This window comes from Amycolatopsis thermalba (assembly GCF_023376025.1).
GTDB classification, from domain to species: Bacteria; Actinomycetota; Actinomycetes; order Mycobacteriales; family Pseudonocardiaceae; genus Amycolatopsis_E; species Amycolatopsis_E thermalba.
In genome coordinates, this window is record NZ_CP091196.1 from 6677277 (window position 1) to 6700091 (window position 22815).

General features: G+C 71.2%; 22 protein-coding genes. 10 read left to right on the forward strand and 12 right to left on the reverse strand.

The features are described from left to right. The first annotated feature begins 75 nt into the window (after positions 1 to 75). Complete coding sequence (locus tag L1857_RS32340) at positions 76 to 672, forward strand: TetR/AcrR family transcriptional regulator (protein WP_116113541.1); 597 nt, start codon at positions 76 to 78, stop codon at positions 670 to 672. Here L1857_RS32340 and L1857_RS32345 read toward each other — a convergent pair. Further along, complete coding sequence (locus L1857_RS32345) at positions 669 to 986, reverse strand: hypothetical protein (RefSeq protein ID WP_094004686.1); 318 nt, start codon at positions 984 to 986, stop codon at positions 669 to 671. The genes L1857_RS32340 and L1857_RS32345 overlap by 4 nt on opposite strands. Then, positions 983 to 1894 carry a mycothiol conjugate amidase Mca gene (gene mca / locus L1857_RS32350; RefSeq protein ID WP_116113538.1) on the reverse strand — a complete coding sequence of 304 codons (912 nt, stop codon included), beginning with the start codon at positions 1892 to 1894 and terminating at the stop codon, positions 983 to 985. Before mca ends, L1857_RS32345 begins: the two co-directional genes overlap by 4 nt. 101 nt (positions 1895 to 1995) lie before the next feature. On the opposite strand from mca, the gene L1857_RS32355 reads away from it, so the two are divergent. The 3 genes from L1857_RS32355 (at position 1996) to L1857_RS32365 (ending at position 4193) form a co-directional block, all read left to right on the forward strand. Further along, positions 1996 to 2421, forward strand: a complete 426-nt coding sequence (locus L1857_RS32355; protein ID WP_094004684.1) for a DUF4307 domain-containing protein — start codon at positions 1996 to 1998, stop codon at positions 2419 to 2421. Between the two features lie 189 nt (positions 2422 to 2610). Beyond that, on the forward strand, positions 2611 to 3108 hold the full coding sequence (gene greA, locus L1857_RS32360; RefSeq protein ID WP_094004764.1) for a transcription elongation factor GreA: 498 nt from the start codon (positions 2611 to 2613) through the stop codon (positions 3106 to 3108). 293 nt (positions 3109 to 3401) lie between these two features. After that, a complete protein-coding gene (locus L1857_RS32365; RefSeq protein WP_116113536.1) occupies positions 3402 to 4193 on the forward strand; it encodes an MBL fold metallo-hydrolase in 792 nt (263 codons plus the stop codon). Here L1857_RS32365 and L1857_RS32370 read toward each other — a convergent pair. After that, positions 4172 to 4684: an Lrp/AsnC family transcriptional regulator gene (locus L1857_RS32370; protein WP_094004682.1), complete on the reverse strand. Its 513-nt coding sequence runs from the start codon at positions 4682 to 4684 to the stop codon at positions 4172 to 4174. The genes L1857_RS32365 and L1857_RS32370 overlap by 22 nt on opposite strands. Before the next feature lie 81 nt (positions 4685 to 4765). Here L1857_RS32370 and hppD point away from each other — a divergent pair, with 81 nt between their 5' ends. Further along, positions 4766 to 5929, forward strand: a complete 1164-nt coding sequence (hppD, locus tag L1857_RS32375; RefSeq protein WP_094004681.1) for a 4-hydroxyphenylpyruvate dioxygenase — start codon at positions 4766 to 4768, stop codon at positions 5927 to 5929. Here hppD and ilvA read toward each other — a convergent pair. After that, positions 5926 to 7131: a threonine ammonia-lyase gene (gene ilvA, locus L1857_RS32380; protein ID WP_249467531.1), complete on the reverse strand. Its 1206-nt coding sequence runs from the start codon at positions 7129 to 7131 to the stop codon at positions 5926 to 5928. The two genes, hppD and ilvA, sit on opposite strands and share 4 nt — an antisense overlap. A gap of 77 nt (positions 7132 to 7208) precedes the next feature. Here ilvA and L1857_RS32385 point away from each other — a divergent pair, with 77 nt between their 5' ends. Then, positions 7209 to 7490, forward strand: coding sequence for a hypothetical protein (locus L1857_RS32385; protein ID WP_094004679.1), 282 nt, complete (start codon positions 7209 to 7211; stop codon positions 7488 to 7490). A 38-nt stretch (positions 7491 to 7528) separates the two neighbouring features. Here L1857_RS32385 and L1857_RS32390 read toward each other — a convergent pair whose 3' ends face one another. From L1857_RS32390 to L1857_RS32410, 5 genes are all read right to left on the reverse strand, one after another. Continuing rightward, positions 7529 to 8686, reverse strand: coding sequence for a cystathionine gamma-synthase (locus L1857_RS32390; RefSeq protein WP_094004678.1), 1158 nt, complete (start codon positions 8684 to 8686; stop codon positions 7529 to 7531). Positions 8687 to 8695: 9 nt separating this feature from the next. Then, entirely contained in the window at positions 8696 to 9148 is a 453-nt protein-coding gene (locus tag L1857_RS32395) for a hypothetical protein (protein ID WP_233157169.1), read from the reverse strand. Between the two features lie 2 nt (positions 9149 to 9150). Beyond that, positions 9151 to 9615, reverse strand: a complete 465-nt coding sequence (locus L1857_RS32400; protein ID WP_094004676.1) for a hypothetical protein — start codon at positions 9613 to 9615, stop codon at positions 9151 to 9153. Positions 9616 to 9744: 129 nt separating this feature from the next. Next, positions 9745 to 11094, reverse strand: coding sequence for a hypothetical protein (locus L1857_RS32405; RefSeq protein ID WP_233157168.1), 1350 nt, complete (start codon positions 11092 to 11094; stop codon positions 9745 to 9747). Positions 11095 to 11222: 128 nt separating this feature from the next. Beyond that, on the reverse strand, positions 11223 to 12593 hold the full coding sequence (locus tag L1857_RS32410) for a cystathionine beta-synthase (protein ID WP_094004674.1): 1371 nt from the start codon (positions 12591 to 12593) through the stop codon (positions 11223 to 11225). Positions 12594 to 12707: 114 nt separating this feature from the next. Here L1857_RS32410 and L1857_RS32415 point away from each other — a divergent pair, with 114 nt between their 5' ends. Both L1857_RS32415 and L1857_RS32420 read left to right on the forward strand, forming a co-directional pair. Then, on the forward strand, positions 12708 to 13601 hold the full coding sequence (locus L1857_RS32415) for an IS982 family transposase (RefSeq protein ID WP_249464663.1): 894 nt from the start codon (positions 12708 to 12710) through the stop codon (positions 13599 to 13601). Positions 13602 to 13886: 285 nt separating this feature from the next. Continuing rightward, positions 13887 to 15107 (forward strand): acetyl-CoA C-acetyltransferase, encoded by a 1221-nt coding sequence (locus L1857_RS32420; RefSeq protein WP_116109487.1) that lies wholly within the window; start codon positions 13887 to 13889, stop codon positions 15105 to 15107. A 58-nt stretch (positions 15108 to 15165) separates the two neighbouring features. Here L1857_RS32420 and L1857_RS32425 read toward each other — a convergent pair whose 3' ends face one another. Both L1857_RS32425 and L1857_RS32430 read right to left on the reverse strand, forming a co-directional pair. Continuing rightward, entirely contained in the window at positions 15166 to 15969 is an 804-nt protein-coding gene (locus L1857_RS32425; RefSeq protein WP_094004672.1) for an LppU/SCO3897 family protein, read from the reverse strand. A gap of 146 nt (positions 15970 to 16115) precedes the next feature. Beyond that, entirely contained in the window at positions 16116 to 16952 is an 837-nt protein-coding gene (locus tag L1857_RS32430; protein ID WP_094004671.1) for a Bax inhibitor-1/YccA family protein, read from the reverse strand. A gap of 189 nt (positions 16953 to 17141) precedes the next feature. On the opposite strand from L1857_RS32430, the gene L1857_RS32435 reads away from it, so the two are divergent. Together L1857_RS32435 and L1857_RS32440 are read left to right on the forward strand one after the other, a co-directional pair. Further along, entirely contained in the window at positions 17142 to 19136 is a 1995-nt protein-coding gene (locus tag L1857_RS32435) for an SDR family oxidoreductase (RefSeq protein ID WP_249467209.1), read from the forward strand. Between the two features lie 59 nt (positions 19137 to 19195). Continuing rightward, a complete protein-coding gene (locus L1857_RS32440) occupies positions 19196 to 20827 on the forward strand; it encodes a coiled-coil domain-containing protein (RefSeq protein WP_240323040.1) in 1632 nt (543 codons plus the stop codon). Between the two features lie 303 nt (positions 20828 to 21130). Here L1857_RS32440 and L1857_RS32445 read toward each other — a convergent pair whose 3' ends face one another. After that, the gene (locus tag L1857_RS32445) at positions 21131 to 22435 is read right to left on the reverse strand and encodes an amidase family protein (RefSeq protein ID WP_205413166.1); all 1305 of its coding nucleotides are present in this window, start codon (positions 22433 to 22435) and stop codon (positions 21131 to 21133) included. Positions 22436 to 22815: the final 380 nt, after the last annotated feature.

A 22815-nucleotide genomic window follows, 5' to 3' on the forward strand; every position in this document is an offset into this window, starting at 1 on the left:
CCCCAGGGTGTCACGGTGTCCGCGGCACCACAGTTCCTAGCAGCGCTAGTTGTCTAGCGTTGCTAGGATCACGTCATGTCCGCCATCAAGGAGCGCCGTGAACGTGAACGCGCCCAACGCCATCAGTTGATCATCACGGCCGCCCGGGAACTCGCGGAAACCGAAGGCTGGGAGGCGGTGACGACGCGGCGGCTCGCCGAGCGCGTCGAATACAGCCAGCCCGTGCTCTACAGCCACTTCAGCGGCAAGGACGCCATCGTGCGCGCCGTCGCGATCGACGGGTTCGCCGAACTGGCCGCCCACCTGCGCCGCGCCCGGCTGGCCAGCCCCGAGCCACCACAGGCCCTGCACGCGGTGAGCCGCGCCTACCTGGAGTTCGCCACCGAGCGGCCCGCTCTCTACCAGGCCATGTTCGTGATGCCGACGGATGTGAGGTTCGCGCACGCCGAGACGCCGCCCCAGCTGCGCGCCGGCTTCGACGAGTTCGTCCGCTGTTTCCGCCCGGACAACCCCCGGCGCGAACTGTCCGCCGAGGTCGTCTGGAGCGCGCTGCACGGCATCGCGGCGCTGTCGGACAGCGGCCGCATTCCCAGGGACTTCCAGGAGGAGCGGGTCGACCTCCTGGTCAGCCGGCTCGCCGACACTCCGGGCGGATCGGAGCCGGGCCGCTAACTGCTTTCGCTCTGCTGCGGCTGCTTGACCGGTTCGTCAGCCGTCTTCGTGGCCTTCTCCTCCGGCTCGGGGGCGTCGGCGCTCTCGGCCTTCTCCTCCGGGTCGAAGCTGGCCGGCACGCGCTTGAGGTGCTTGGTCATCGAGCGCACCAGCAGGGCGACGGCGATGAGGAACAGCAGGAGGATCAGGAAACCCAGCGGCGAGGACTTGCCGAAGTCCTCGCCCTGGCCGCCGTTGTCGCCGTTGCCCGGCTGCTGCGCGAGGACGAGGGCGGTCGTGGCGACCGGCGCCGTCACCGGCAACAAGAGACTCATGTGTTCACCTTCTCACGGACGCCCGCGAACAGGTCGTCCTCGGGCAGCGTGCTGTCCACCAGCGAGCGGACCAGCTCGTACTCCTCGGTCGGCCACACCCGGCGCTGCATCTCCAGCGGCACGAAGAACCAGCGGCTGTTCGGGTCGATCTGCGTGGCGTGCGCCTTCAGCGCCTCGTCGCGGACCTCGAAGTAGTCGGCGCACTCGATGCGCGTGGTGACCCGCTCCATCACGTCGGGGCGGTCCGGGTCCCACTTGCCCAGCCACTCCGCGTACGGCGACTCCAGGCCGGCCTCGACGAGGGCGTCGTGGAAGGCCTGCATGCGGGCGCGGGAGAAGCCGTGCATGTAGTACAGCTTCAGCGCCTGCCACGGCTCGCCCGCCTCGGGGAACCGGTCCGGCTCGGCCGCGGCGTCGAAGGCCGCCATGGAGACCTCGTGCGTGCGGATGTGGTCGGGGTGCGGGTAGCCGCCGTTCTCGTCGTAGGTCAGCACGACGTGCGGGCGGAACTCGCGCATGACCTTGACCAGCTCGCGCACCGGCTCCTCGAGCGGGGTGAGCGCGAAGCAGCCCTCCGGCAGCGGGGGCAGCGGGTCGCCCTCGGGCAGGCCGGAGTCCACGAAGCCCAGCCAGCGGTGCTGGATGCCGAGGATCTTGGCGGCCTTGGCCATCTCCTCGCGGCGGATGGCGGACATGTTGGCCAGCACCTCGGGGCTGTCCATCGCCGGGTTGAGGATGCTCCCGGCCTCGCCCCCGGTGCAGGTCACGACCATGACCTCGGCGCCCTCGGCGACGTACTTCGCCATCGTGGCCGCGCCCTTGCTCGACTCGTCGTCGGGATGGGCGTGCACCGCCATGAGACGCAGGCGCGATCCCGTTCCGGACATCAGCTCGTCAGAACCCACCATGCGTCCAACGACCCCTTCTGAATCCCTATTCCGCCCCGGAGAGATACTGCGGTTGCCTCCATTGTCCCCGGGGGTACGACAAGTTCGATCGGAGGCCCGGCTTGAGCACCGCCAGCGCCCCGCCGTCGCTGCCGGAAGGCCGCTACGGGCGGCCCCGCAGGCCGGCCCGCCGGTGGCGCGTGTGGGTCTTCACCGGGATCGCGCTGGTCGTGAGCTGCGCCGTCGCGTGGCTCGGGTACGTGAACCTGGGTGCCGCGCCCATCAGTGCGGAACGGGTCACGTTCGAGGAGCTGCCGGGGAACGCGATGACGATCTCACTCAACGTGACGCGCGACGAACCGGACCGCCCGGGCGTGTGCATCGTGCGGACGCGGGACCTCAGCGGCGCGGAGAGCGGGCGGCGGGAGGTCTACATCCCGCCGGGCGACAGCCGGGTCGACGTGGTGGTCAAGAGCATCGACCGGCCGGTCACCGCCGACGTGTACGGCTGCTCTTACGATGTTCCGGAGTATTTGTCAAGGAGTTAGCGGCCAACGGGGTGAATGACGCGCCGAATGCCCGGTTTCCGCGGTGGGGACCGGCGCTGACCTGCCCTGCCGTGGTACCCTGATCTACCGGCACGGCCCGAACGGGCCGTGTTTTTCCTTTATCCAGCCGCACTCGGTCGAGTGCGGCTGCCGGCATGAACACCCATGTCCGGCAGGCACGACGAGGAGATGGTGGCCGTGAGCGACACCCAGGTGACCTGGCTGACCCAGGAAGCCTACGACAGGCTCAAGCACGAGCTCGACGAGCTGATCGAGAATCGTCCGGTCATCGCTGCGAAGATCAACGCCAGCCGCGAAGAAGGCGACCTCCGGGAGAACGGCGGCTACCACGCCGCCCGTGAGGAGCAGGGCCAGCAGGAAGCCCGCATCCGCCACCTGCAGGAACTCCTGCGGTCGGCGAAGGTCGGCGAGGCCCCCAAGAACGACGGGGTCGCCGAGCCGGGCAAGGTCCTCACCGTGCGTTACGAAGGTGACGACGACGAGGAGAAGTTCCTGCTCGCCACGCGCGAAGAGGGCGCCGAAGGCGAACTCGACGTGTACTCGCCCGAGTCGCCCCTGGGCAAGGCCCTGCTGGGCGCCAAGGAAGGCGAGTCGCGCGAGTACGAGCTGCCCAACGGCAGCACGCAGAAGGTGACGCTGATCAAGGCCGTGCCCTACACCGGCTGAGCCCCCCACACTTCTTTCGGAGCGGCTGCTCCGGGCGGGAGCATCGCCCGGAGCAGCCGCTCCGCTGTGCGGGCCGTCCCCGGCCGCAGAACTCGCGTCCGCGGACGCAGAACTCGCGAGCAGGAACGCAGAACTCGCGAGCCCGAGTGTGGGACTCGCGGTCGCACCGGCGAGTTCCACGTTCAGTGCCGCGAGTTCCACGTTCAGTGCCGCGAGTTCCACGTTCAGTGCCGCGAAGCGTGCGTTCGCGAGACGAAGCCCGGCGCCTCGGAAACCGCGTAGCGTCACAGAACATGAACCCCATCTGCGTGACCTGCGGCATGCAGTACGCCGCCCCGCGCCCGGACTGCCCCATCTGCGAGGACGAGCGCCAGTACGTTCCCCCGGCGGGCCAGCAGTGGACCGACTTCGCCACGCTCCGGAGCGAGCACGAAGCCCTCATCAGGCAAGAGGGCGAAGGCATCACCGGCATCGGCTGCACCCCGAAGTTCGGCATCGGCCAGCGGGCGCTGCTCGTGGAAACACCCGGCGGCAACTTCCTCTGGGACCTCTCCGCCTACCTCGACGACACGATCGCCGACCACATCGCCGCTCGGGGCGGCATCACCGGCATCGCGATCAGCCACCCGCACTACTACACCACCTGCGTCGAGTGGGCGCGCGCCTTGGACGTGCCGGTCTACCTGCACGAGGGCGACCGTGAGTGGATCGGCCGCCCCGACGACCGCATCGAACTGTGGAGCGGGCAGACCAAGCCGGTCGGCGACGGCCTGACCCTGGTCAACCTCGGCGTGCACTTCACCGGCGGCACGGTCCTGCACTGGTCCGGCGGCGAGCGGGGCCGGGGCGCGCTGCTGTCCGGCGACATCGTCCAGGTGATCCCGGACCGCAAGTTCGTCGCGTTCATGTACAGCTACCCGAACCTGATCCCGGAGCGGCCGCCGGTCGTGCGCCGCGCCGCGGAGATCCTCGCCGGGTACCGGTTCGAGGCCGTCTACGGCGCCTGGTGGGACGCCGTCGTGCGGCAGGACGGGTACGACGTCGTGCAGCGCTCGGCCAAGCGCTACCTCGAGTTCGTCTCGTAGGCGAGCCGTTCCAGCAGCGGGCGGACGCGCGGCGGCACCGGCGTCGACAGGGCCAGCGACGTCGAGGTCCGGCGCACGCCCGGCACGTTGACCACGGCGTCGATGACCCGCTGCAGGTCGTCGTGGTCACGCGCCACCATCCGGACGAACAGGTCGCCCTGCCCGGTGGTGGCGTGCACCTCGCAGACCTCCTCGATCGCGTCCAGCGCCTCCGACACCGCGGCGCGCCTGCCCTGCGCGATCTCCAGCACCGCGAACGCGGTCAGCCCGTAGCCCATCGCCGCGAGGTTCAGCTCGGGCGGGAAACCGCCGAGGATCCCCTGTTCGGTGAGCCGGTCCAGGCGCGCCTGCACGGTGCCCCGCGCGACCCCGAGCCGGCGCGCGCACTCCAGCACGTTCAGCCGCGGCGAGTCGGTGAGCAGCAGCAACAGCCGGGCGTCGAGCGAGTCCACCGCGTCCTCCTGGTCACATTGCCCGATTTGGTAGATCATCCTGGGTCGACACTGGGCAGATTGTCCAGTGAAACTGGCGGCTGTTGCCCAGGATGCGACGAACTACGCATTCTGCCAGACATGACGAACGCTCTCGACGATGTCGACTACGACCAGTTGCGCCAGCTCGTCGGTTTGGTCGAGCACGATGAGACCGCCGACCCGTTCCCCGTGAAGTCCCTCGATGCCGTCGTGTTCATCGCCGGCAACGCCACCCAGACCGCGTGGTACTACCAGCACGCGTTCGGCATGCGGCTCGTCGCCTACGCCGGCCCGGAGACCGGGCAGCCGGACCACAAGGCGTTCGTGCTGAAGTCGGGCTCCGCGCGGTTCGTCATCACCGGCGGCGTGCGGCCCGATTCGCCGCTGCTGGACCACCACCGCCGCCACGGTGACGGCGTCGTGGACCTGGCCCTCGAAGTGTCCGATGTGGACAAGTGCGTCGCGCACGCGCGGGCCCAGGGCGCCACCATCCTGGAGGAGCCGCACGACGTCTCCGACGAGCACGGCACCGTGCGGCGGGCGGCGATCGCCACCTACGGCGAAACCCGGCACAGCCTCGTCGACCGCTCCCGCTACACCGGCCCGTACCTGCCCGGCTTCCAGGCGCGGGAGACGCCGCGGCGGAAGCGGCTGTTCCAGGCCGTCGACCACTGCGTCGGCAACGTCGAACTGGGCAGGATGGACTACTGGGTGGACTGGTACCACCGCGTCATGGGCTTCACGAACATGGCGGAGTTCGTCGGCGACGACATCGCCACCGAGTACTCGGCGCTGATGAGCAAGGTCGTCGCCAACGGCAACCACCGGGTGAAGTTCCCGCTCAACGAGCCGGCGATCGCGAAGAAGAAGTCGCAGATCGACGAGTACCTGGAGTTCTACGGCGGCGCCGGGTGCCAGCACATCGCGCTGGCCACCAACGACATCGTCGGCACCGTCACCGCGATGCGCGCGGCCGGCGTGGAGTTCCTGGACACCCCGGACTCCTACTACGACGACCCCGAGCTGCGGGCGCGGATCGGCGAGGTGCGGGTGCCGATCGAGACGCTGAAGGAGCACCGGATCCTGGTGGACCGCGACGAGGACGGCTACCTGCTGCAGATCTTCACCAAGCCCGTCGGCGACCGGCCCACGGTGTTCTACGAGCTGATCGAGCGGCACGGCTCGCTCGGCTTCGGCAAGGGCAACTTCAAGGCCCTGTTCGAGGCCATCGAGCGCGAGCAGGAGCGCCGCGGCAACCTCTAACCGACGACGGTGAACCCGGCGCGCTGGAGTTCGGCGTGCACCTGCTCGCAGTGGTCGGGGCCGCGGGTCTCCAGGTTGAGCTCGATCTCGACCTCGCCGAGGGCCAGCGCGCCGGAGATCCGCGAGTGCTCGACGTCGATGACGTTCGCGCCCAGGTCCCGCACCCGCGTGAGCACCGACGCCAGCGAGCCGGGCCGGTCCGGCACGCGCAGCCGCAGCGCGAGGTAGCGGCCGCCGGCCGTCATGCCGTGCTGGATGATCTGCAGCAGCAGCAACGGATCCACGTTGCCGCCGGACACCACGGCCACCACCGGCGCCGCGAACTCGCCCGGGTACTGCAGCAGCGCCGCGACCGCCGCCGCGCCCGCCGGCTCCACCACGAGCTTGCGCCGCTCCAGGCACAGCAGCACCGCGCGGGACAGCGACTCCTCCGACACCGTGAGTACGTCGTCGACCTTCGCGGCCACGTGCGCGTAACTCACCGGGCCGGGCTGGCCGACCGCGATCCCGTCGGCCATCGTCTGCATCTCCCGCAGCCGCACCGGTCCCCCGGCCGCGAGCGACGGCGGGAAGGCCGCCGCGTCCTCGGCCTGCACCGCGACGATCCGGATATCCGGCCGGGACGCCTTCACCGCGCACGCCACCCCCGCGACGAGCCCGCCGCCGCCGGTGGGCACCAGCACCGTGGCCGCCTCGGGCACCTGCTCCAGGATTTCCAGCCCGACGGTGCCCTGCCCGGCGATGATGTCCGCGTGGTCGAAGGGGTGGATGAACACCGCCCCGGTCCGCTCCGCGAACGCGATCGCCTCCGCGAGGGACTCCTCGAGGACGTCACCGTGCAGGTGCACGTCCGCGCCGTAGCCGCGAGTCGCGGCCAGCTTGGGCAGCGGCGCGCGGGTGGGCATGAAGACGGTCGACGAGATGCCCAGCAGCGACGCCGCGAGCGCGACACCCTGTGCGTGGTTGCCCGCGCTGGCCGCCACGACGCCGCGGGCGCGTTCCTCCGCCGTCAGGCCGTGCAGGCGCGTGTAGGCGCCGCGGATCTTGAACGAGCCGGTGCGCTGCAGGTTCTCGCACTTGAGGTGGACCGCGCCGCCGTGCGCCTTCTCCAGGTCACGCGCGTGCTCCATCGGCGTCACGCGGATGATGCCCTCGAGGAGCTTGCGCGCCTCGCGGATGCGTTCGACGTCCACCAGATCCATATCCCGGATCATGCCACTCCCACCTCACGGGTTTCGGTACCCTGGGAGCCGGTCAGTACGGCGAATCGGGAGTAGCCATGCCAGCGCGCAGCGAAACGGGCGGACGGGTCCGTCGTGCCACGCGTGCGGCCGGTCTGCTGCCGTTGGTCGCGGGCGTCACCTCCGCCCTGGCCCTCACCGGCGCGGCGGTCTACACCGTCGACCGGGCCGGCTGCGGTGATCCGGCCCAGTACATCCGGCACGACAACTACGTCGAGCTGGTCGGCGGGTGCGTGGACGGCTCCGACCTGCCGGGGATCCGCGCCGGCAGCACACCGGCCGACGCCAAGACGGCCGAGCTGAACAACTACCGGCCCTGAGTGGCGGGGAAGCGCCGGAGCGCTCCCCCGCCGCCTCGTCAGCCCAGCGCCGCGCGCAGGTCGTCGCTGAGGTCGCGGACGTCCTCGATGCCCACGGACAGCCGCAGCAGGTCGTCGGGCACCTGGAGCATCGAACCGGCCACGCTCGCGTGGGTCATCTGGCCCGGGTGCTCGATCAGCGACTCGATGCCGCCCAGCGACTCGGCCAGGATGAACAGCTGCGTGCGCGCCGCGGTGTCCAGCGCGGCCTGCCTGCCGCCGGTGTGGCGGAAGGAGATCATGCCGCCGAAGCGGCGCATCTGCTTGGCCGCGATGTCGTGCCCGGCGTGATCGGGCAGGCCCGGGTAGTAGACCTCGGCGACCTTCGGGTGCGCCGACAGCATCTCGGCGATCTGCTCCGCGTTGTCGCAGTGCCGGTCCATGCGCACGGCGAGGGTCTTGAGGCCGCGCAGGGTCAGCCACGCGTCGAACGGGCCGGGCACCGCGCCCGCCGCGTTGCGCAGGAAGAACAGCTGTTCGCGCAGCTCGTCCTCGTTGGTCAGCACCGCGCCGCCGACGACGTCCGAGTGCCCGCCCAGGTACTTGGTGGTCGAGTGCACGACGATGTCGGCGCCGAGGGCCAGCGGCGTCTGCAGGTACGGCGTGGCGAAGGTGTTGTCCACGACGAGGCGGGCGCCAGCCCCGTGGGCGATCTCCGCCAGCACCGCGAGGTCGGCGATGCCGAGCAGCGGGTTGGACGGCGTCTCGCACCAGATCAGCTTGGTTTCCGGGCGGACCGCGGCGCGCACTTCGTCCACGTTCGACAGGTCCGCGACGCCGTATTCGACGCCCCACACCTTCAGCACCTTGTCGATCAGCCGGAAGGTGCCGCCGTAGGCGTCGTTGCCCAGGACCAGGTGGTCGCCCGGCCGCAGCACGGTGCGCAGCACCGCGTCGGTGGCGGCCATGCCGGAGGCGAACGCCAGGCCGTGCCGCGCGCCCTCGAGCGAGGCCAGGGCCTGCTCCAGCGCGGTGCGCGTCGGGTTCGCGGTGCGGGAGTACTCGTAGTCACCCTCGCGGGTGCCCCCGACGCCGTCCTGGGCGTAGGTGGAGGTCTGGTAGATGGGCACGATGACCGCGCCTGTCCGCGGGTCAGGCTCCTGACCTGCGTGGATGGCGCGCGTCTCGAAGCCGGAGCGGGAAAGGTCGTGCGTCATTTCCCCAGCCTACGACCAGCCCTGCCGCACCCATCGCGCGGTGGGCGGCAGGCACGCCAGCACCAGGGTGCCGATCGCCGGCACGCACAGCACGCCGAGGTAGACGAGCGGGACGTCGCCGTCGAGGAGGCCGAGGAAGTACACCCCGAACGCGCCGAGCACGAGCACCAGCAGGTACACGACGAGGGCCGCGGCCGCGCCGATGATCGTCGCGACGCGGCCGAACTCCTTGGCCAGCACGAGCCCGACCCCGCCGGTGATGAGGGCGACGGCGAGCAGCAGGTGCGTGGCGAACGTCAGCAGGCTGCGCCCGAGGTCGCCGTCGCCGGCGAGCAGCACCGCGCCACCGGCCACGCCGACCAGGTGGAACAGGCCGCCGAGCAGGGCCAGGACGGCCGCGGTGATGCCGGTGCCGCCGCCGCGGGAGGACGTGGTGGCTTCGGATTGGGACGGAAAGGTCACCACTACCAACTACCAGCCGGGCGGTGCCGCAGGTACCGGAAGGTCCACGGAAGCACCGCGAGCACGAACACGAGCGGCCCGCCGACCACCGCGCCGACCCGCACGAACGCGTCGTCGGACGCGAAGCGGAACATGACCGCGAAGAAGTCCCCGAAGTAGCCGGGGTAGAGCAGGATCGGCTCGCAGATCACCGCGGCGACCGCGAGCAGCCCGCCGGCCAGCAGCAACACCGCGCCGGCGACCGCGCGGAAGAACGTTGTCAGCGCGCCGGCCAGCAGGACCAGCGCGGCCGCCGAGTAGACGGCGAGTACGCCGCGCACCTTGCCGTCCATGCCCGCGAAGCCGTGGTCGACGAAGAACTTCAGCGGCAGGTAGCCCAGCAGGCCGGCCAGCACCAGCCCGACCACGCCGGCGAGGATCGCGGTGGTCCCGTTGGGGCGCGGCTCGTGGCCGTTTCGACTCGTCACAGCGCTCCCGGGGAAATCGGACGTTTTCGGCGCTCACCCTAGCGGCGTTCCCAGCACACGGAAATCAACTGGGAAAAAGACGATGCCCCCGGCGCGGGGCCGGGGGCATCGCCTGCTGAGTTCAGCCGGTCACCACTGCTGCGGCGGTTGACCGGGCTGGCCGTACTGGCCGGGCTGCTGCGGCGGCTGGCCGTACGGACCCGGCTGCTGCTGCCCGTACTGACCGGGCTGGCCGTAGCCGGGCTGCTGCCCGTACTGGCCGGGCTGCCCGTAACCGGGCTGCTGGCCGGGCTGGCCGTACTGGCCGGGCTGCGGGAAGCCACCGCTCTGCGGGTTCGGCCCACCGGGCTGCCCGTACTGCGGCTGACCGGGGTGCTGGCCGAACTGACCGGGCTGCTGCCCCGGCTGCGGGAAACCGCCGCTCTGGGGGCCACCGAAGCCACCGGGACCGCCGAAGCCGCCCGGGCCGCCCTGCTGGCCGGCACCGTCGCCGAGACCGACGAACTGCTTCGCCGCCGGGACCAGGCCGGCGACACCGATCGCCAGCGCCACGATGCCGAAGATCAGTTGCGCGACCGGGATGCCCGGGAGGTCCGAGGCACCCTCCGGCATCGCCGCGAGGATCAGGATGCCGAACAGCAGCATCAGGAAACCGCCGACCGCCGTCAGGATCGGGGCGATCTTCTTCAGCGCCGGGCTGAGCTTGTTCGCCAGCGCGATCAGGACGCCACCGGCCAGCGCCGCGAGGCCACCGACCACCAGCATGATCATGTAGAACCAGAGCAGGCCCGGGCTGGGCAGCCCGAACTCGTCCGCCTGGTCCTTGATCGAGTCGTAGGCGTCGGAGTAGTCGGAGACATCACCGAAGTCGATCAGCGCGAAGATCAGGCCGAGCAGGCCGAGGAGCGCGGCGAGACCACCGGCGATCCAGCCGAAGAGCTGGTTGTTGCCACCGGCGCCACCGCCCTGCTGGGGGTAGCCCGGCGCGCCGAAGCCCTGCGGCTGGCCGAAGCCACCCGACGGCGGGCCGTAGCCCTGCGGCGGCTGGCCGTACGGGCCCGGCTGCTGCTGCCCGAACCCGGGCTGCTGCTGCTGGCCGAAGCCCTGCTGCCCGTAGCCCTGCTGGGGGTTCACGGCGCCGGGGTTGTCGGCGGCGCTCGGCGGCGGCGAGTACGGGATGGCCGGCGGCTGGGAGCCCGGGGGCACCAGCTGCGTGGACTCCGCGCCCGGCTGATCACCCGGGCCGACCTTCTGCGTGGCGTTGGGGTCGCCACCCGGCTGGACCACCTGGGTCGGCTCCGCCGTCTCGCCGAACGAACCGCCGCCCTCGGACGGCTGCTGCGACTGGCCGGGCTGCACGACCTGGGTGGGCTCCGAAGAGCCGAACGGGTTGTCTGGCTGTTGCTGGGGACCGCTCGGCGGGCCCTGAGGCGGCTGACCGCCACCCCACGGCTGGTTCGGCGGCTGCGGAGCGCTCATGTGGGTCTTGAACCCCCTCGAGAGGACTGACAGTGCGTATTCACGTTGATCTGGGTGGGCCACACGCTATCGGATACCGGTCATAGACGCTCGTAACGCCCCGACGGTTCCGCGCGATGAAACCCGGATCACCGTCCGGCGAGGTAGCTCAGCAGGTCGTGCCTGGTCAGCACGCCCGCCGGCTTGCCGTCGACCAGGACGAGCGCGCCGTCGGCGTTGGACAGCGCCTTCATGGCCGCCCCGACGCCCTCGCTCGCGCCGATGGTCGGCAGCGGCGGCGACATGTGCTTGTCCAGGCGGTCGGCGAGCTGGGCCTTCCCGGTGAACAGGGCCTCCAGCAGCTCCCGCTCGTTGACGGCGCCGACGACCTCGGCGGCCATCACCGGCGGCTCGGCGCTGACCACCGGCATCTGGCTGACGTCGAACTCGGACAGGATCGCGACGGCCTCGGCGACCGTCTCGTTCGGGTGGGTGTGGACCAGGTCGGGCAGCGATCCGGTCTTCGCGCGCAGCACGTCGCCGACGGTGGCGCCGGAGGAGTCCGGCGGCAGGAAGCCGTAGCCGGCCATCCACTGGTCGTTGAAGACCTTGCCCAGGTAGCCGCGGCCGCCGTCGGGCAGCAGCACCACGATCACGTCGTCCGGGCCGAGCCGCTCGGCGAGCTTGAGCGCGGCCGCGACCGCCATGCCGCACGAGCCGCCGACCAGCAGGCCCTCCTCGAGCGCGAGGCGGCGCGTGATCGCGAAGGATTCGGCGTCGGAGATGGCGATGATCTCGTCGGCGATGGCGCGGTCGTAGGTGCCCGGCCAGAAGTCCTCGCCGACGCCTTCGACCAGGTAGGGGCGTCCGGTGCCGCCGGAGTAGACCGAGCCCTCCGGGTCGGCGCCGACGACCTTGACCTTGCCCTGGGACGCTTCCTTGAGGTAGCGGCCGGTGCCGGAGATCGTGCCGCCGGTGCCGACGCCCGCGACGAAGTGGGTGATCCGGCCGTCGGTCTGCCGCCAGATCTCCGGGCCGGTCGAGTGGTAGTGGCTGGCCGGGTTCTCCTTGTTGGCGTACTGGTTGGGCTTCCAGGCGCCCTCGATCTCGGAGACCAGCCGGTCGGAGACGGAGTAGTAGGAGTCCGGGTGCTCGGGCGGGACGGCGGTCGGGCACACCACGACGCGGGCGCCGTAGGCCTTGAGCACGTTGCGCTTGTCCTCGCTCACCTTGTCCGGGCAGACGAAGACGCACTTGTAGCCCTTGCGCTGGGCGACCATCGCGAGGCCGACGCCGGTGTTGCCGGAGGTCGGCTCGACGATCGTGCCGCCGGGCCGGAGTTCGCCCGACGCCTCGGCGGCCTCGACCATCCGCAGCGCGATGCGGTCCTTCACGCTGCCGCCGGGGTTGAAGTACTCCACCTTCGCCAGCACGAGCGGCGCCAGGCCCTCGGTCAGGGAGTTCAGCTTGACCAGCGGGGTGTCGCCCACGAGGTCGACGATGTGCTCGACGTAGTCCACACCGACCAGGCTAGCTGCGCGGGTGTGACCTACGTCGAGGGTGGCGGGCTAGACGAGTAATGCTTAAGTTGGGGTGATGCCCGGAGTGAGGCGAAGGGTGTTCAAGATCAGTTTGTGACGACAGACCTGAACACCCTTCTCACCGCACTCTACGTCAAGATCGACGACCACCTCACGGGTCAGCGTCGGCGGGGCCGGCCACCGAGGCTGACCGACGCCGAGTTGGTCACCCTGGCCGTGGCCCAGGCGCTGCTGGGGTTCACCTCCGAGGCCCGCTGGCTGCGGTTCCTGCCCGCCCGGATGCCCGGCGCGTTCCAGTACCTGCCCGGCCAATCCGGCTACAACCGTCGCCTGCGTGCCGCATTGCCGCTGATCAAGCACGTGATGCGCTGGCTGGCGGCAGACACGGACCTGTGGACCGACACCACCTGGATCGTCGACTCAACCCCGGTCGAATGCGGACGATCCCGGCCCACCGTGAAACGGTCACAGCTGGCCGGCTGGGCCAAATACGGTTACTGCCGATCACACTCGCGCTGGTTCTGGGGCCTGCGCCTGCATCTGGTCTGCACCCCGGCCGGACTGCCCATCGCCTGGGCGTTGGCCGACCCGAAGATCGACGAGCGGCAGGTACTGATGGCTATCTGCGACCACGAACCTCGCCTGCTCACCGAACGCCCCGGACTGCTGATCATCGCCGACAAGGGCTACGTCTCCCGCGAACTCGACCACTACCTCACCGAGCGCGGCGTCCGGCTGATCCGACCGTCCTACCGCAACCGCAAGCCCCACCCCGGCGAACCGCTACTCAAGTCCATCCGCCAACTCATCGAGTCAGTCAACGACACGCTCAAAGGCCAGTTGGACCTGGAACGACACGGTGGGCGGACCATCGAAGGCGTCGGCATCCGCATCGCCCAACGTCTCCTGGCCCTGACCGCGGCGATCTGGCACAACCGCGCCACCGGCCAACCCACCACCCGATCCCTCACCGCCTACGACCACTAACCGAGATCGGAATTACTCATCTAGCCCCGCGGTCGGGTGAGGGCGGGACGGCGTCGAGGCCACCGGGCGGGGTGGCCGGGCTGTAGTGCCGCGCGGCGGCGGTGCTGTCCTCGACGGCCGGGCGCGCAGGTGCTCCGGCAACTTCCACCTTCCCCGGGTCATCGGGACCCGGGTGAAGCGGGCGCGCCATCGTGGCCGTCGTCGCGTAGGGGTTTGACCGCGCGCGCGAAAGGGGCAGGATGTAGGTAAGCACGCGCTTAGCCCGACCCGAAGGAGTGTCCCGCCATGCCTGAAGCCGTCATCGTCTCCGCCGCGCGTTCCCCGATCGGCCGCGCCGGGAAGGGCTCGCTGGTGAGCATGCGGCCGGACGACCTGGCCGTCCAGATGGTCCGCGCCGCCCTGGACAAGGTGCCGCAGCTGGACCCGAAGGACATCGACGACCTCATGCTCGGCTGCGGCCTGCCCGGCGGCGAGTCGGGCTTCAACATGGGCCGCGCCGTCGCGGTCCAGCTCGGCTACGACCACCTGCCCGGCTGCACCATCACCCGCTACTGCTCCTCCAGCCTGCAGACCACCCGGATGGCACTGCACGCGATCAAGGCCGGCGAGGGTGACGTCTTCATCTCCGCCGGGGTGGAGACGGTGTCGCGGTTCGCCAAGGGCAGCTCGGACTCCTGGCCCGACACGCACAACCCGATCTTCGCCGACGCCGAGGCCCGCACCGCGAAGACCGCGGCCGAGGGCAGCGACACCTGGACCGACCCGCGGGAGAACGGCGAGCTGCCCGACGTCTACATCGCGATGGGCCAGACCGCGGAGAACCTCGCCCGCCTGAAGAACGTCTCCCGCGAGGAGATGGACGAGTTCGGCGTGCGGTCGCAGAACCTGGCCGAGAAGGCCATCGCCGACGGGTTCTGGGCCAAGGACATCACGCCGGTCACCCTGCCCGACGGCACGGTCGTGTCGAAGGACGACGGCCCGCGCGCCGGCGTGACGATCGAGGGTGTGTCCGGCCTGAAGCCGGTGTTCCGCCCGGACGGCCGGGTCACCGCGGGCAACTGCTGCCCGCTCAACGACGGCGCCGCCGCGCTGGTGATCATGTCCGACACCAAGGCGAAGCAGCTCGGCATCACGCCGCTGGCGCGGGTCGTGTCGACCGGCGTGTCGGGCCTGTCGCCGGAGATCATGGGCTACGGCCCGGTCGAGGCGTCGCAGCGCGCGCTGGCCCGCGCCGGGATGTCGATCGGCGACATCGACCTGGTGGAGATCAACGAGGCGTTCGCCGCGCAGGTCATCCCGTCCTACAAGGACCTGGGCATCGACATCGAGCGCCTGAACGTCAACGGCGGCGCGATCGCCGTGGGCCACCCGTTCGGCATGACCGGCGCCCGCATCACCTCGACGCTCATCAACTCGCTCCAGCACCACGACAAGCAGTTCGGCCTGGAGACGATGTGCGTCGGCGGCGGCCAGGGCATGGCGATGGTCATCGAGCGGCTCAGCTGACCCCAGCCACGAGAAAGGGCCCGGTCGCAGGTGCGGCCGGGCCCTTTTCGCGCGTGGATCAGGCGCTGGCGCCGTTCTTGGCCACCAGGCAGAACGTGGTGGCGGGCTCGGGGTAGGTCAGCGCGCCGTCGACCTCGAGGCCCTCGCACACGGCCTCGTCGGCCTGGCCGGTGACGACCTTGACGAACTCGACCTCCGCCGTCGGGTCGGTGCACGGGACCCGCTTGTAGCCGTCACTGCCGGACATCACGTTGGCGAAGCAGTCACCGTCGTGGGCGTTGATCATCAGGCAGAGCTTGTACGAACCGCGGCCGGTGACGCTGTACTCGTCGTAGTCGGTGGTCGGGCAGCTCGCGGACGGGCTGTCGAGCTTGGCCGCGATCTTGACGTTGGCGCTGTCGTCCGAGCAGTCGATGCGGTCCGGGCTCTCACCGCGCTCGAACTTCTCGATGTGCAGGCAGTCGCCGACCTCGGCGCCGGCCGCGCCGAACTGACGCGACACGACCCAGCTACCGACCGCCAGCACGATCACCACCGCCGGGATCACGAAGCGGAGCCAGGTCAGCTTCTTCTTGGCGGGCTGGCCGGGCGGCGGGCCGAACGGCTGCCCCGGGGGCGGCCCGAACGCGCCGGGCTGTCCGGGCTGTCCCGGCGGCGGGAAGGCCGGCGGGGCGCCCGCGGGCTGCCCGGGCGGCGGCCCGAACTGGCCGGGCTGGCCGAACTGACCGGACTGGCCCGGCTGGCCCGGCTGACCGGGAGGCGGGCCGAACGCGCCGGGAGCGCCCTGGTTGCCGGCGGGCGGCTGGTTGCCGAACGGCGCCGGCTGCCCTCCAGGCGCAGCCGGCGGTGGGGGGACGCTCACACGAACCTCACAGATGTAAACGAGACAGTAGTGCCCGTATCCAACACTGCGTAGTCAACACAACGATCACCGGCCCACCGAAAGGGTGACGACACAACAAAAGGACACCCGGTTGGTCACCGGGTGTCCTTCTGCGGGCCGAACTACTAGTCGTTCTGCAGGTACGACAGCAAGCGCAGGATCTCCAGGTAGAGCCAGACCAGGGTGGTCATCAGGCCGAACGCGGCGAACCACGCCCACTTGGCCGGCATGCCCGCCCGAATCATCTGGTCGGCCGCGTCGAAGTCGAGCAGCAGGCAGAACGCCGCGACGCCGATGACCACGAGGCTGAAGATGATGGCGAGCGCGCCACCGTCCCGCAGGCCCATGTTCACGCCGAAGAGGCCGAGCACGAGGTTGGCGAGCATCAGGATCATGACGCCGACGAGGGCGCCGATGATCCACTTGGTGAGCTTCGGCGTCACCTTGACCGCGCCGGTCTTGTAGACGACCAGCATGCCGATGAACACACCGGCGGTGCCCAGGATCGCCTGCAGGGCGATGCCGGGGTAGAGCATCTCGAAGAGCCCGGTGATCGCACCGAGGAACACACCCTCGGCCGCCGAGTACAGCAGCGTCATCGGGCCGCTCGGCTTCTGCCGGAAGATCATGATCAGCGACAGCACCAGGCCGACGATCATGCCGCCGAGCATCAGCCCGAGGACCGGGCCGAGCGCGTTCGCGTCGGCCTGGCTCTGGGCCCAGATCGCCGCGAGGACACCGGTGATCAGGGCGACACCGAGGCTCATCCCGGTCTTGATGACGACGTCATCGACGGTCATGGGGCGTTCGGTCGCCGGCGCCTGCTGCGCGCCGTGGCCCGACGGCATCCCGTAACCGGGCATGCCCTGGGGCTGGTTGAAGCCTACGTTCGGCCCGTAGGAGCCGTATCCCGCGCCGCCGGTGGGCAAGTTGCGGAACGCTGGGTTGCTTGTGGATCGCACCTGATCCTCCTGGATCTACTGGCACCTGCATCAGGTTCAACGTCGGCAGCGCCCTGCCGGTTCCCGTCAAGTAAAGGCGACTTTACTCGCGCCCGCTGATCGTTTCGGGGACCCCGTGCACTATGACTGTGGTCACGGCGGCCAGCCCGGCGCACAATGCAGCCGGGCGACGACGCGGAGGGCAGGCACATGACCGGGTATCTCGTGACGGGTGCGACCGGGTTGATCGGACGTCAGTTCACCCCGCTGCTGCTCGCCAGGGAGGACGTGGACCGGGTGTTCCTCCTGGTCCGCGAGAAGTCGCGGGAGCGGCTGACCGACCTGGTCAACGGCTGGCCGCACCCGGAGAAGGTCACGCTGGTCGAGGGCGACCTCGGGCGCGAGGGCCTGGGCGTCGGCGAGGACGTGCGCGCCGAGCTGCGCGGGCGGGTCGCCGGTCTGGTCCACCTGGCCGCGCTCTACGACCTCACCGCCGACGACGCGACGAGCGTCAAGGCCAACGTCGACGGCACCCGCCACGTGCTCGACCTGGCCGCCGAAATCGACGCGGGCTGCCTGCACCACGTGTCGTCGGTGGCCGTGGCCGGCGACCACGAGGGCGTGTTCACCGAGGACATGTTCGACACCGGCCAGCGCCTGCCCACGCCCTACCACCGGACGAAGTTCGAGGCCGAGCGGCTGGTGCGGCAGCAGTCCGAGGTGCCGTGGCGGGTGTACCGGCCCGCCGTGGTGGTGGGCCACTCGCAGACCGGCGAGATGGACAAGATCGACGGCCCCTACTACCTGTTCCCCGCGATCAGCAGGCTCGCCGCGCTGCCGAACGTGCCGCTCGTCGGCCCGGACCTGGGTGACACGAACATCGTGCCGGTCGACTACGTCGCCAGGGCGCTGCTGGAGCTGGTGGTCCGGCCCGGGCTGGACGGGCGCGCGTTCCACCTGGTCAGCCCGGAACCGCAGTCGGTGGTGTGCGTCTACAACGCCTTCGCCCGCGCGGCCGGTGCGCCGACGATCAACGTCGAGCTGGACCGGCGGCTGTCCCGCGGCCTGCTGAAGCTGGCGCGGCTGGGCGAGCACGTGCCCGGGTTCACGATCACCCGCGATGCGTTCCTGGAGCGCCTGGGCATCCCGGCCGTCCTGCTGGACACGCTGTCGTTCCCGTCGGTGTTCGCCTCCGCCGCGACCCGCAAGGAGCTGGCGGCCAGCGGAGTCGACGTGCCGCGCATCGAGGACTACGCGCCCGCGCTGTGGCGGTACTGGCGCGAGCACCTCGACCCGTTCCGCGCCCGCAAGCACGGGCCGCGCGGTGAGCTGGACGGCCGTCGCGTGATCATCACCGGCGCGTCGTCGGGCATCGGGCGGGCGACCGCGCTGAAGGTGGCGGCCGAGGGCGGTGTCCCGCTGCTGGTCGCGCGGCGCGAGCCGGAGCTGGCGGAGGTCCGGGACGAGATCATCGCCGCGGGTGGATCCGCCTCGATCTACCCGGCCGACCTGACCGACGAAGAGGCCGTGCGCAAGATCGTCGACCAGATGCTGAGCGAGCACGGCCGCATCGACATGCTGGTCAACAACGCCGGCCGGTCGATCCGCCGCTCGATCAAGCTGTCCTACGACCGCTTCCACGACTACGAGCGGGCGATGGCGATCAACTACTTCGGCGCGGTCCGGCTGATCCTCGCGGTGCTGCCGCACATGGCCGAGCGGAAGTTCGGGCACGTCGTCAACGTGTCCTCGATCGGCGTGCAGGGCATCGCGCCGCGGTTCTCCGCCTATGTGGCGTCAAAAGCCGCGCTGGACTACTTCAGCAAGATCGCGGCGACCGAGACCCACGGCGACGGCATCACGTTCACGACCATCCACATGCCGCTGGTGCGCACGCCGATGATCCGGCCGACGAAGATCTACGACGCGTTCCCGACGAAGTCGCCGGACCAGGCCGCGAACATGGTGGTGCGGGCGCTGAAGAACCGGCCCAAGCACATCGGCACCCCCGAGGGGTACCTGATCCAGGCGGCGTACACGCTGCTGCCGGGGCTGGTCGACGCGGTGGCCTACGAGGGTTACCGCGTCTTCCCGGACTCCACGGCGGCCGGCGGCAGTGGTGAGCTACGCATCGGGAAGGGCGAGCGGCACCTGTCCCGCGCGGCGAACGCGCTCGTCAAGCTGACCAGGGGTTTCCACTGGTGAGTGACACACCGGGCGTGGCCTGACAGTGTTAACACGCTGTGCGCGGGTACGGTTTTCGCATGGTCTCTGAGCGCGACAGCCTGCTCCCGTTGCGGCGTGAGTACAACCAGGTGTGGCACGGCTTCGACCGCGGGCAGGTGCTGCAGTACCTGGATCACGTCGAGGCGAATCTGCGCCGGGTGATGGCCGATCGCGACAACGCGATGAGCCAGGTGGGCAACCTGTCGCGCGAGCTGGAGGGCGCGCGCGGGGAGATCGCGCGGCTGCGGAACCGGGTCGAGGAGCTGAAGCGGCCGCCGGAGCGGATCGAGGACCTCGACGAGCGCATGCAGCGCACGGTGGAGCTGGCGGAGATGCGGGCCGAGGAGATCACTTCGCGGGCGCAGGTCGCGGCGGAGGAGCACTGGAGCGCGACGACCGAGCTGTCCGGGAGGTTGCGTGAGCGGTACCAGAGCCTGCTGGCGGAGCTGGACACCCACGGGCAGGCGCTGCAGGCCGAGCACAAGCGCGCGCTGGAGGCGACGAAGGCCGAGGTCGAGCGGCTGACGGCGGAGGCAGCGCGGCGGCGGACGCAGCTGGACATCGAGGCCGAGCGCAAGCGGCGGACGGTGCAGCACGATTTCGAGCAGTCGATGGCCTCGCAGCGGGCCGCGCTGGAGAAGCACATCGCCGACCAGCAGACGGCGAGCAAGCAGCAGGCCGAGCGACGCATCGCGGAGGCGACGGCCGAGGCGAAGCGCCTGGTCGACGAGGCCACCACGAGGGCCCGCCGCCTGGTCGAGGAAGCGACCGCGCGGGCGGAGAAGCGCGAACGCGAGGCGCGCCAGCTGGTCGAACACCTGACGCGGATCAGCACGGAGGTCGCCGGACGGCTCCGCAAGACCGACGAGGTGCTGGCCCGCAGCCAGTCGGCGCTGGAGCCACTGCGCGAGGAGTCCGTGGTGGACCTGAGCCGCCCGGCGGAGACCCCCAGCGGCGACGGAATGCAGACGATGCCCGCGGTGAAGCCCGCCCCGGGACCGGGACCGGGGCCGGGACCGGGGCCGGCTCCGGCTCCGTCGGGCGACGGCGCGGCAGCAAGGCCCGCGGCGGCGGGTAACGCGGCAGCAGGTAGCGCGGCGGCGGCGAAGCCCGCTGCCGGGAGCGGTGTGGCCGGCACGGCCGGCGGCGCGGCAGCGAGGCCCACCCCGGCCGCGAAGCCCGCTGCGGGTGGCGCGGCTGGTCGCCCCGCTTCCGGGCCGCAGGTGGCACCGGGCGCGGATGGCCAGGGCGGTCCGGCCGCTGGTGGACAGGACGGCCGGGGCAGCAGCCCGAGTTCGAGCGGGCAGGGCGGCGGCTCCGCCACGAGCGGCCAGGGCAGCCCTGCCACGGGCAGCGGTCAAGGCGGTCCGGCGGCAGCTGGCCAGGGTGGCTCGGCCGGCCGGGGCCGGGGCAGCAGCCCGAGTTCGAGCGGGCAGGGCGGCGGCTCCGCCACGAGCGGCCAGGGCAGCCCTGCCACGGGCAGCGGCAAGACCGGCCCGGCGGCCGGAAAGCCCGCCCCCGCGAAGCCGGCCCCTACAGCCAAGCCCGGCGGAGGCGCCCGTCCCGTGACGGGCAAGCCGCCTGCGGCGCTGGCCGGTCCCGCGGCGCAGCCGGAAGGGCAGCAGCCGCCCAAGCCGCTCACGAAGCGGCCCCAGTCGAGCAAGAAGTAGCTGCCGCCCAGGGCGCTCCGCGCCAGCGGAGCGCCCTGGGACCGCCGCCGCGATCCGGCGGCGGGCACGGCAACGGACGTGCCCGTGCGGCCGCGCCGGCCCGGCCCTGCAACCGCACCCGCCCAGCCCCTGCGGCCACGGCAACAGACCGGCCCCCGCGACCGCACCCACCCAGCCCAGCCTCTGCGGGCATCCAGATCCCACCCGTCGCGCCACGGCCGGCTGCCAGCAGCCACCCGGGCGCGCGGCCGTTGATCGCGCCCCACCGCGCCGGGCCGCTTGTGAGCGGCCCCCGGCCCGGCGCTAAGGCAGCCGCGGCCAGGGGTTCTTCTTCTCCAGCTCCGCGGCCAGCGCCAGCAGCCTTCCCTCGCCGCCGGGTGGGGCCACCAGCTGCACGCCGATCGGCAGGCCGTTCGGGTGGCGGCCTGCCGGGACGGACATCGCCGGGTAGCCGGACAGGTTCCACAGGCCCGTGAAGCCCGCCAAGGCCACCGACGGCAACGCGTTCGCCAGGCAGGATCGCTCGTGCCACGCCCTCGCCTTCGGTGGCAGCGTCGCCAGCGTCGGCGTGATCAGGACGTCGTACCGGGCGAAGAACTCCGCCGCCCGCGCCGTCCACCGGCGGGCGGTGCCGGGCGTCACCAGCCGCCGCACGGCGTGCCCGATCCGCACGTGCCGCTGCGTCCGCGGCTGCAGCGTCTCCACCGGCAACCCCGCCGCCTGCTCGGCCGGCCCGGCGAACCACCGCGACACGATCCCGGCCACCGGCTCCACCCCGTACCGCGGCCGCGCCCGCTCGACCCCGTGCCCCGACGCCGCCAGCAGCTCCGCCACCCGCTCCACCGCCGCCGTCAACGAGCGCGGCACCGGCGCGTGCGTCAGCGGCACGTCCGTCGACACCGCGATCCGCAACCGTCCCGGCTCGCCGACCTCCGCCAGCCCCGGCCGGTCCGCCAGCACCGACAACAGCAACGCCGCGTCGGCGACCGTCGTGGCCAGGCTGCCGTGCGCGGACATCCCGAACCAGCCGTCCTCGGCCAGCACGTCCGCCCCCGCCTTGATCCCGACCAGCCCGCACATCGCCGCCGGGAGCCGGATCGAGCCGAGCCCGTCCGTGCCGTGCGCGACCGGCACCAGCCCCGCCGCCACCGCCGCCGCGCTGCCGCCGGACGAACCGCCCGCCGTGTACTCCGGCGCCCACGGGTTGCGCGTCACGGCCTCCGGCGAGTCGGTCATCGGCCAGATGCACAGCTCCGGCACGCGCGTGATCCCGACGATCACCGCCCCCGCCGCCCGCAACCGCCGCACGACCAAGTGGTCCGAACCAGCCGGGACGGCCGTGGCGGTCCCGCGCGTCACGGTCTCGCCCGCGACCCCGGCCACGTCCTTGACCGCCACCGGCACCCCGGCCAGCGGGAGCTCCGCCAGGTCCGCACGCGTCCGCAGGAGCCGCGCCTCGGCCACCGCCTCCGCCGCGCGCACCCGGCGGAACGCGCCCACGACCCGGTCCGCCGCCTCGATCCCCGCGATCACCCGTTCGGTCTCCCGCACCGGGTCCGCTTCCCCGGCCCGCACCGCCTCGGCCAGCGCCTTCGCCGTCACCACCATGTGCGAACCCTATAGAAGAAACCGCGACGCAATAACCGCTCACGTGACCGGTCGATCACACAGCGGCCCGGTCGGTGTCGGATTCGTCACGGTTCTCGGCGCACGAAACGTGATCAATCCGTGCACCCACCGTGAGACGGCCTGTTCAGCGCGATCCTCCGAAGTGGACCCGCGGCCGCGGGCTCGACCAGGACCCCTTGCGCCACAGCTAGAATCCGGTTCGGAAACCCCGGTACCCTCATCGATAAAGGTGTGCGATATCACAGGAGAAACGGACGCAGCACCGACCGCTGCAACCAATCGGAGCAAACGGCAAGACCATCCGGCGGAATAGCGCCCGCGGAACGCCTCGGCATTCCACAGTCCGGCGATGATCCGCG

What these genes read in the sequence shown, in the direction of transcription:
- L1857_RS32340 (WP_116113541.1), top strand. Translation starts at nt 76, where the DNA reads ATGTCCGCCATCAAGGAGCGCCGTGAACGTGAACGCGCCCAACGCCAT.
- L1857_RS32345 (WP_094004686.1), bottom strand. Translation starts at nt 986, where the DNA reads ATGAGTCTCTTGTTGCCGGTGACGGCGCCGGTCGCCACGACCGCCCTC.
- mca (WP_116113538.1), bottom strand. Translation starts at nt 1,894, where the DNA reads ATGGTGGGTTCTGACGAGCTGATGTCCGGAACGGGATCGCGCCTGCGT.
- greA (WP_094004764.1), top strand. Translation starts at nt 2,611, where the DNA reads ATGGTGGCCGTGAGCGACACCCAGGTGACCTGGCTGACCCAGGAAGCC.
- L1857_RS32365 (WP_116113536.1), top strand. Translation starts at nt 3,402, where the DNA reads ATGAACCCCATCTGCGTGACCTGCGGCATGCAGTACGCCGCCCCGCGC.
- L1857_RS32370 (WP_094004682.1), bottom strand. Translation starts at nt 4,684, where the DNA reads ATGATCTACCAAATCGGGCAATGTGACCAGGAGGACGCGGTGGACTCG.
- hppD (WP_094004681.1), top strand. Translation starts at nt 4,766, where the DNA reads ATGACGAACGCTCTCGACGATGTCGACTACGACCAGTTGCGCCAGCTC.
- ilvA (WP_249467531.1), bottom strand. Translation starts at nt 7,131, where the DNA reads ATGGATCTGGTGGACGTCGAACGCATCCGCGAGGCGCGCAAGCTCCTC.
- L1857_RS32385 (WP_094004679.1), top strand. Translation starts at nt 7,209, where the DNA reads ATGCCAGCGCGCAGCGAAACGGGCGGACGGGTCCGTCGTGCCACGCGT.
- L1857_RS32390 (WP_094004678.1), bottom strand. Translation starts at nt 8,686, where the DNA reads ATGACGCACGACCTTTCCCGCTCCGGCTTCGAGACGCGCGCCATCCAC.
- L1857_RS32405 (WP_233157168.1), bottom strand. Translation starts at nt 11,094, where the DNA reads ATGAGCGCTCCGCAGCCGCCGAACCAGCCGTGGGGTGGCGGTCAGCCG.
- L1857_RS32420 (WP_116109487.1), top strand. Translation starts at nt 13,887, where the DNA reads ATGCCTGAAGCCGTCATCGTCTCCGCCGCGCGTTCCCCGATCGGCCGC.
- L1857_RS32435 (WP_249467209.1), top strand. Translation starts at nt 17,142, where the DNA reads ATGACCGGGTATCTCGTGACGGGTGCGACCGGGTTGATCGGACGTCAG.
- L1857_RS32440 (WP_240323040.1), top strand. Translation starts at nt 19,196, where the DNA reads ATGGTCTCTGAGCGCGACAGCCTGCTCCCGTTGCGGCGTGAGTACAAC.
- L1857_RS32445 (WP_205413166.1), bottom strand. Translation starts at nt 22,435, where the DNA reads ATGGTGGTGACGGCGAAGGCGCTGGCCGAGGCGGTGCGGGCCGGGGAA.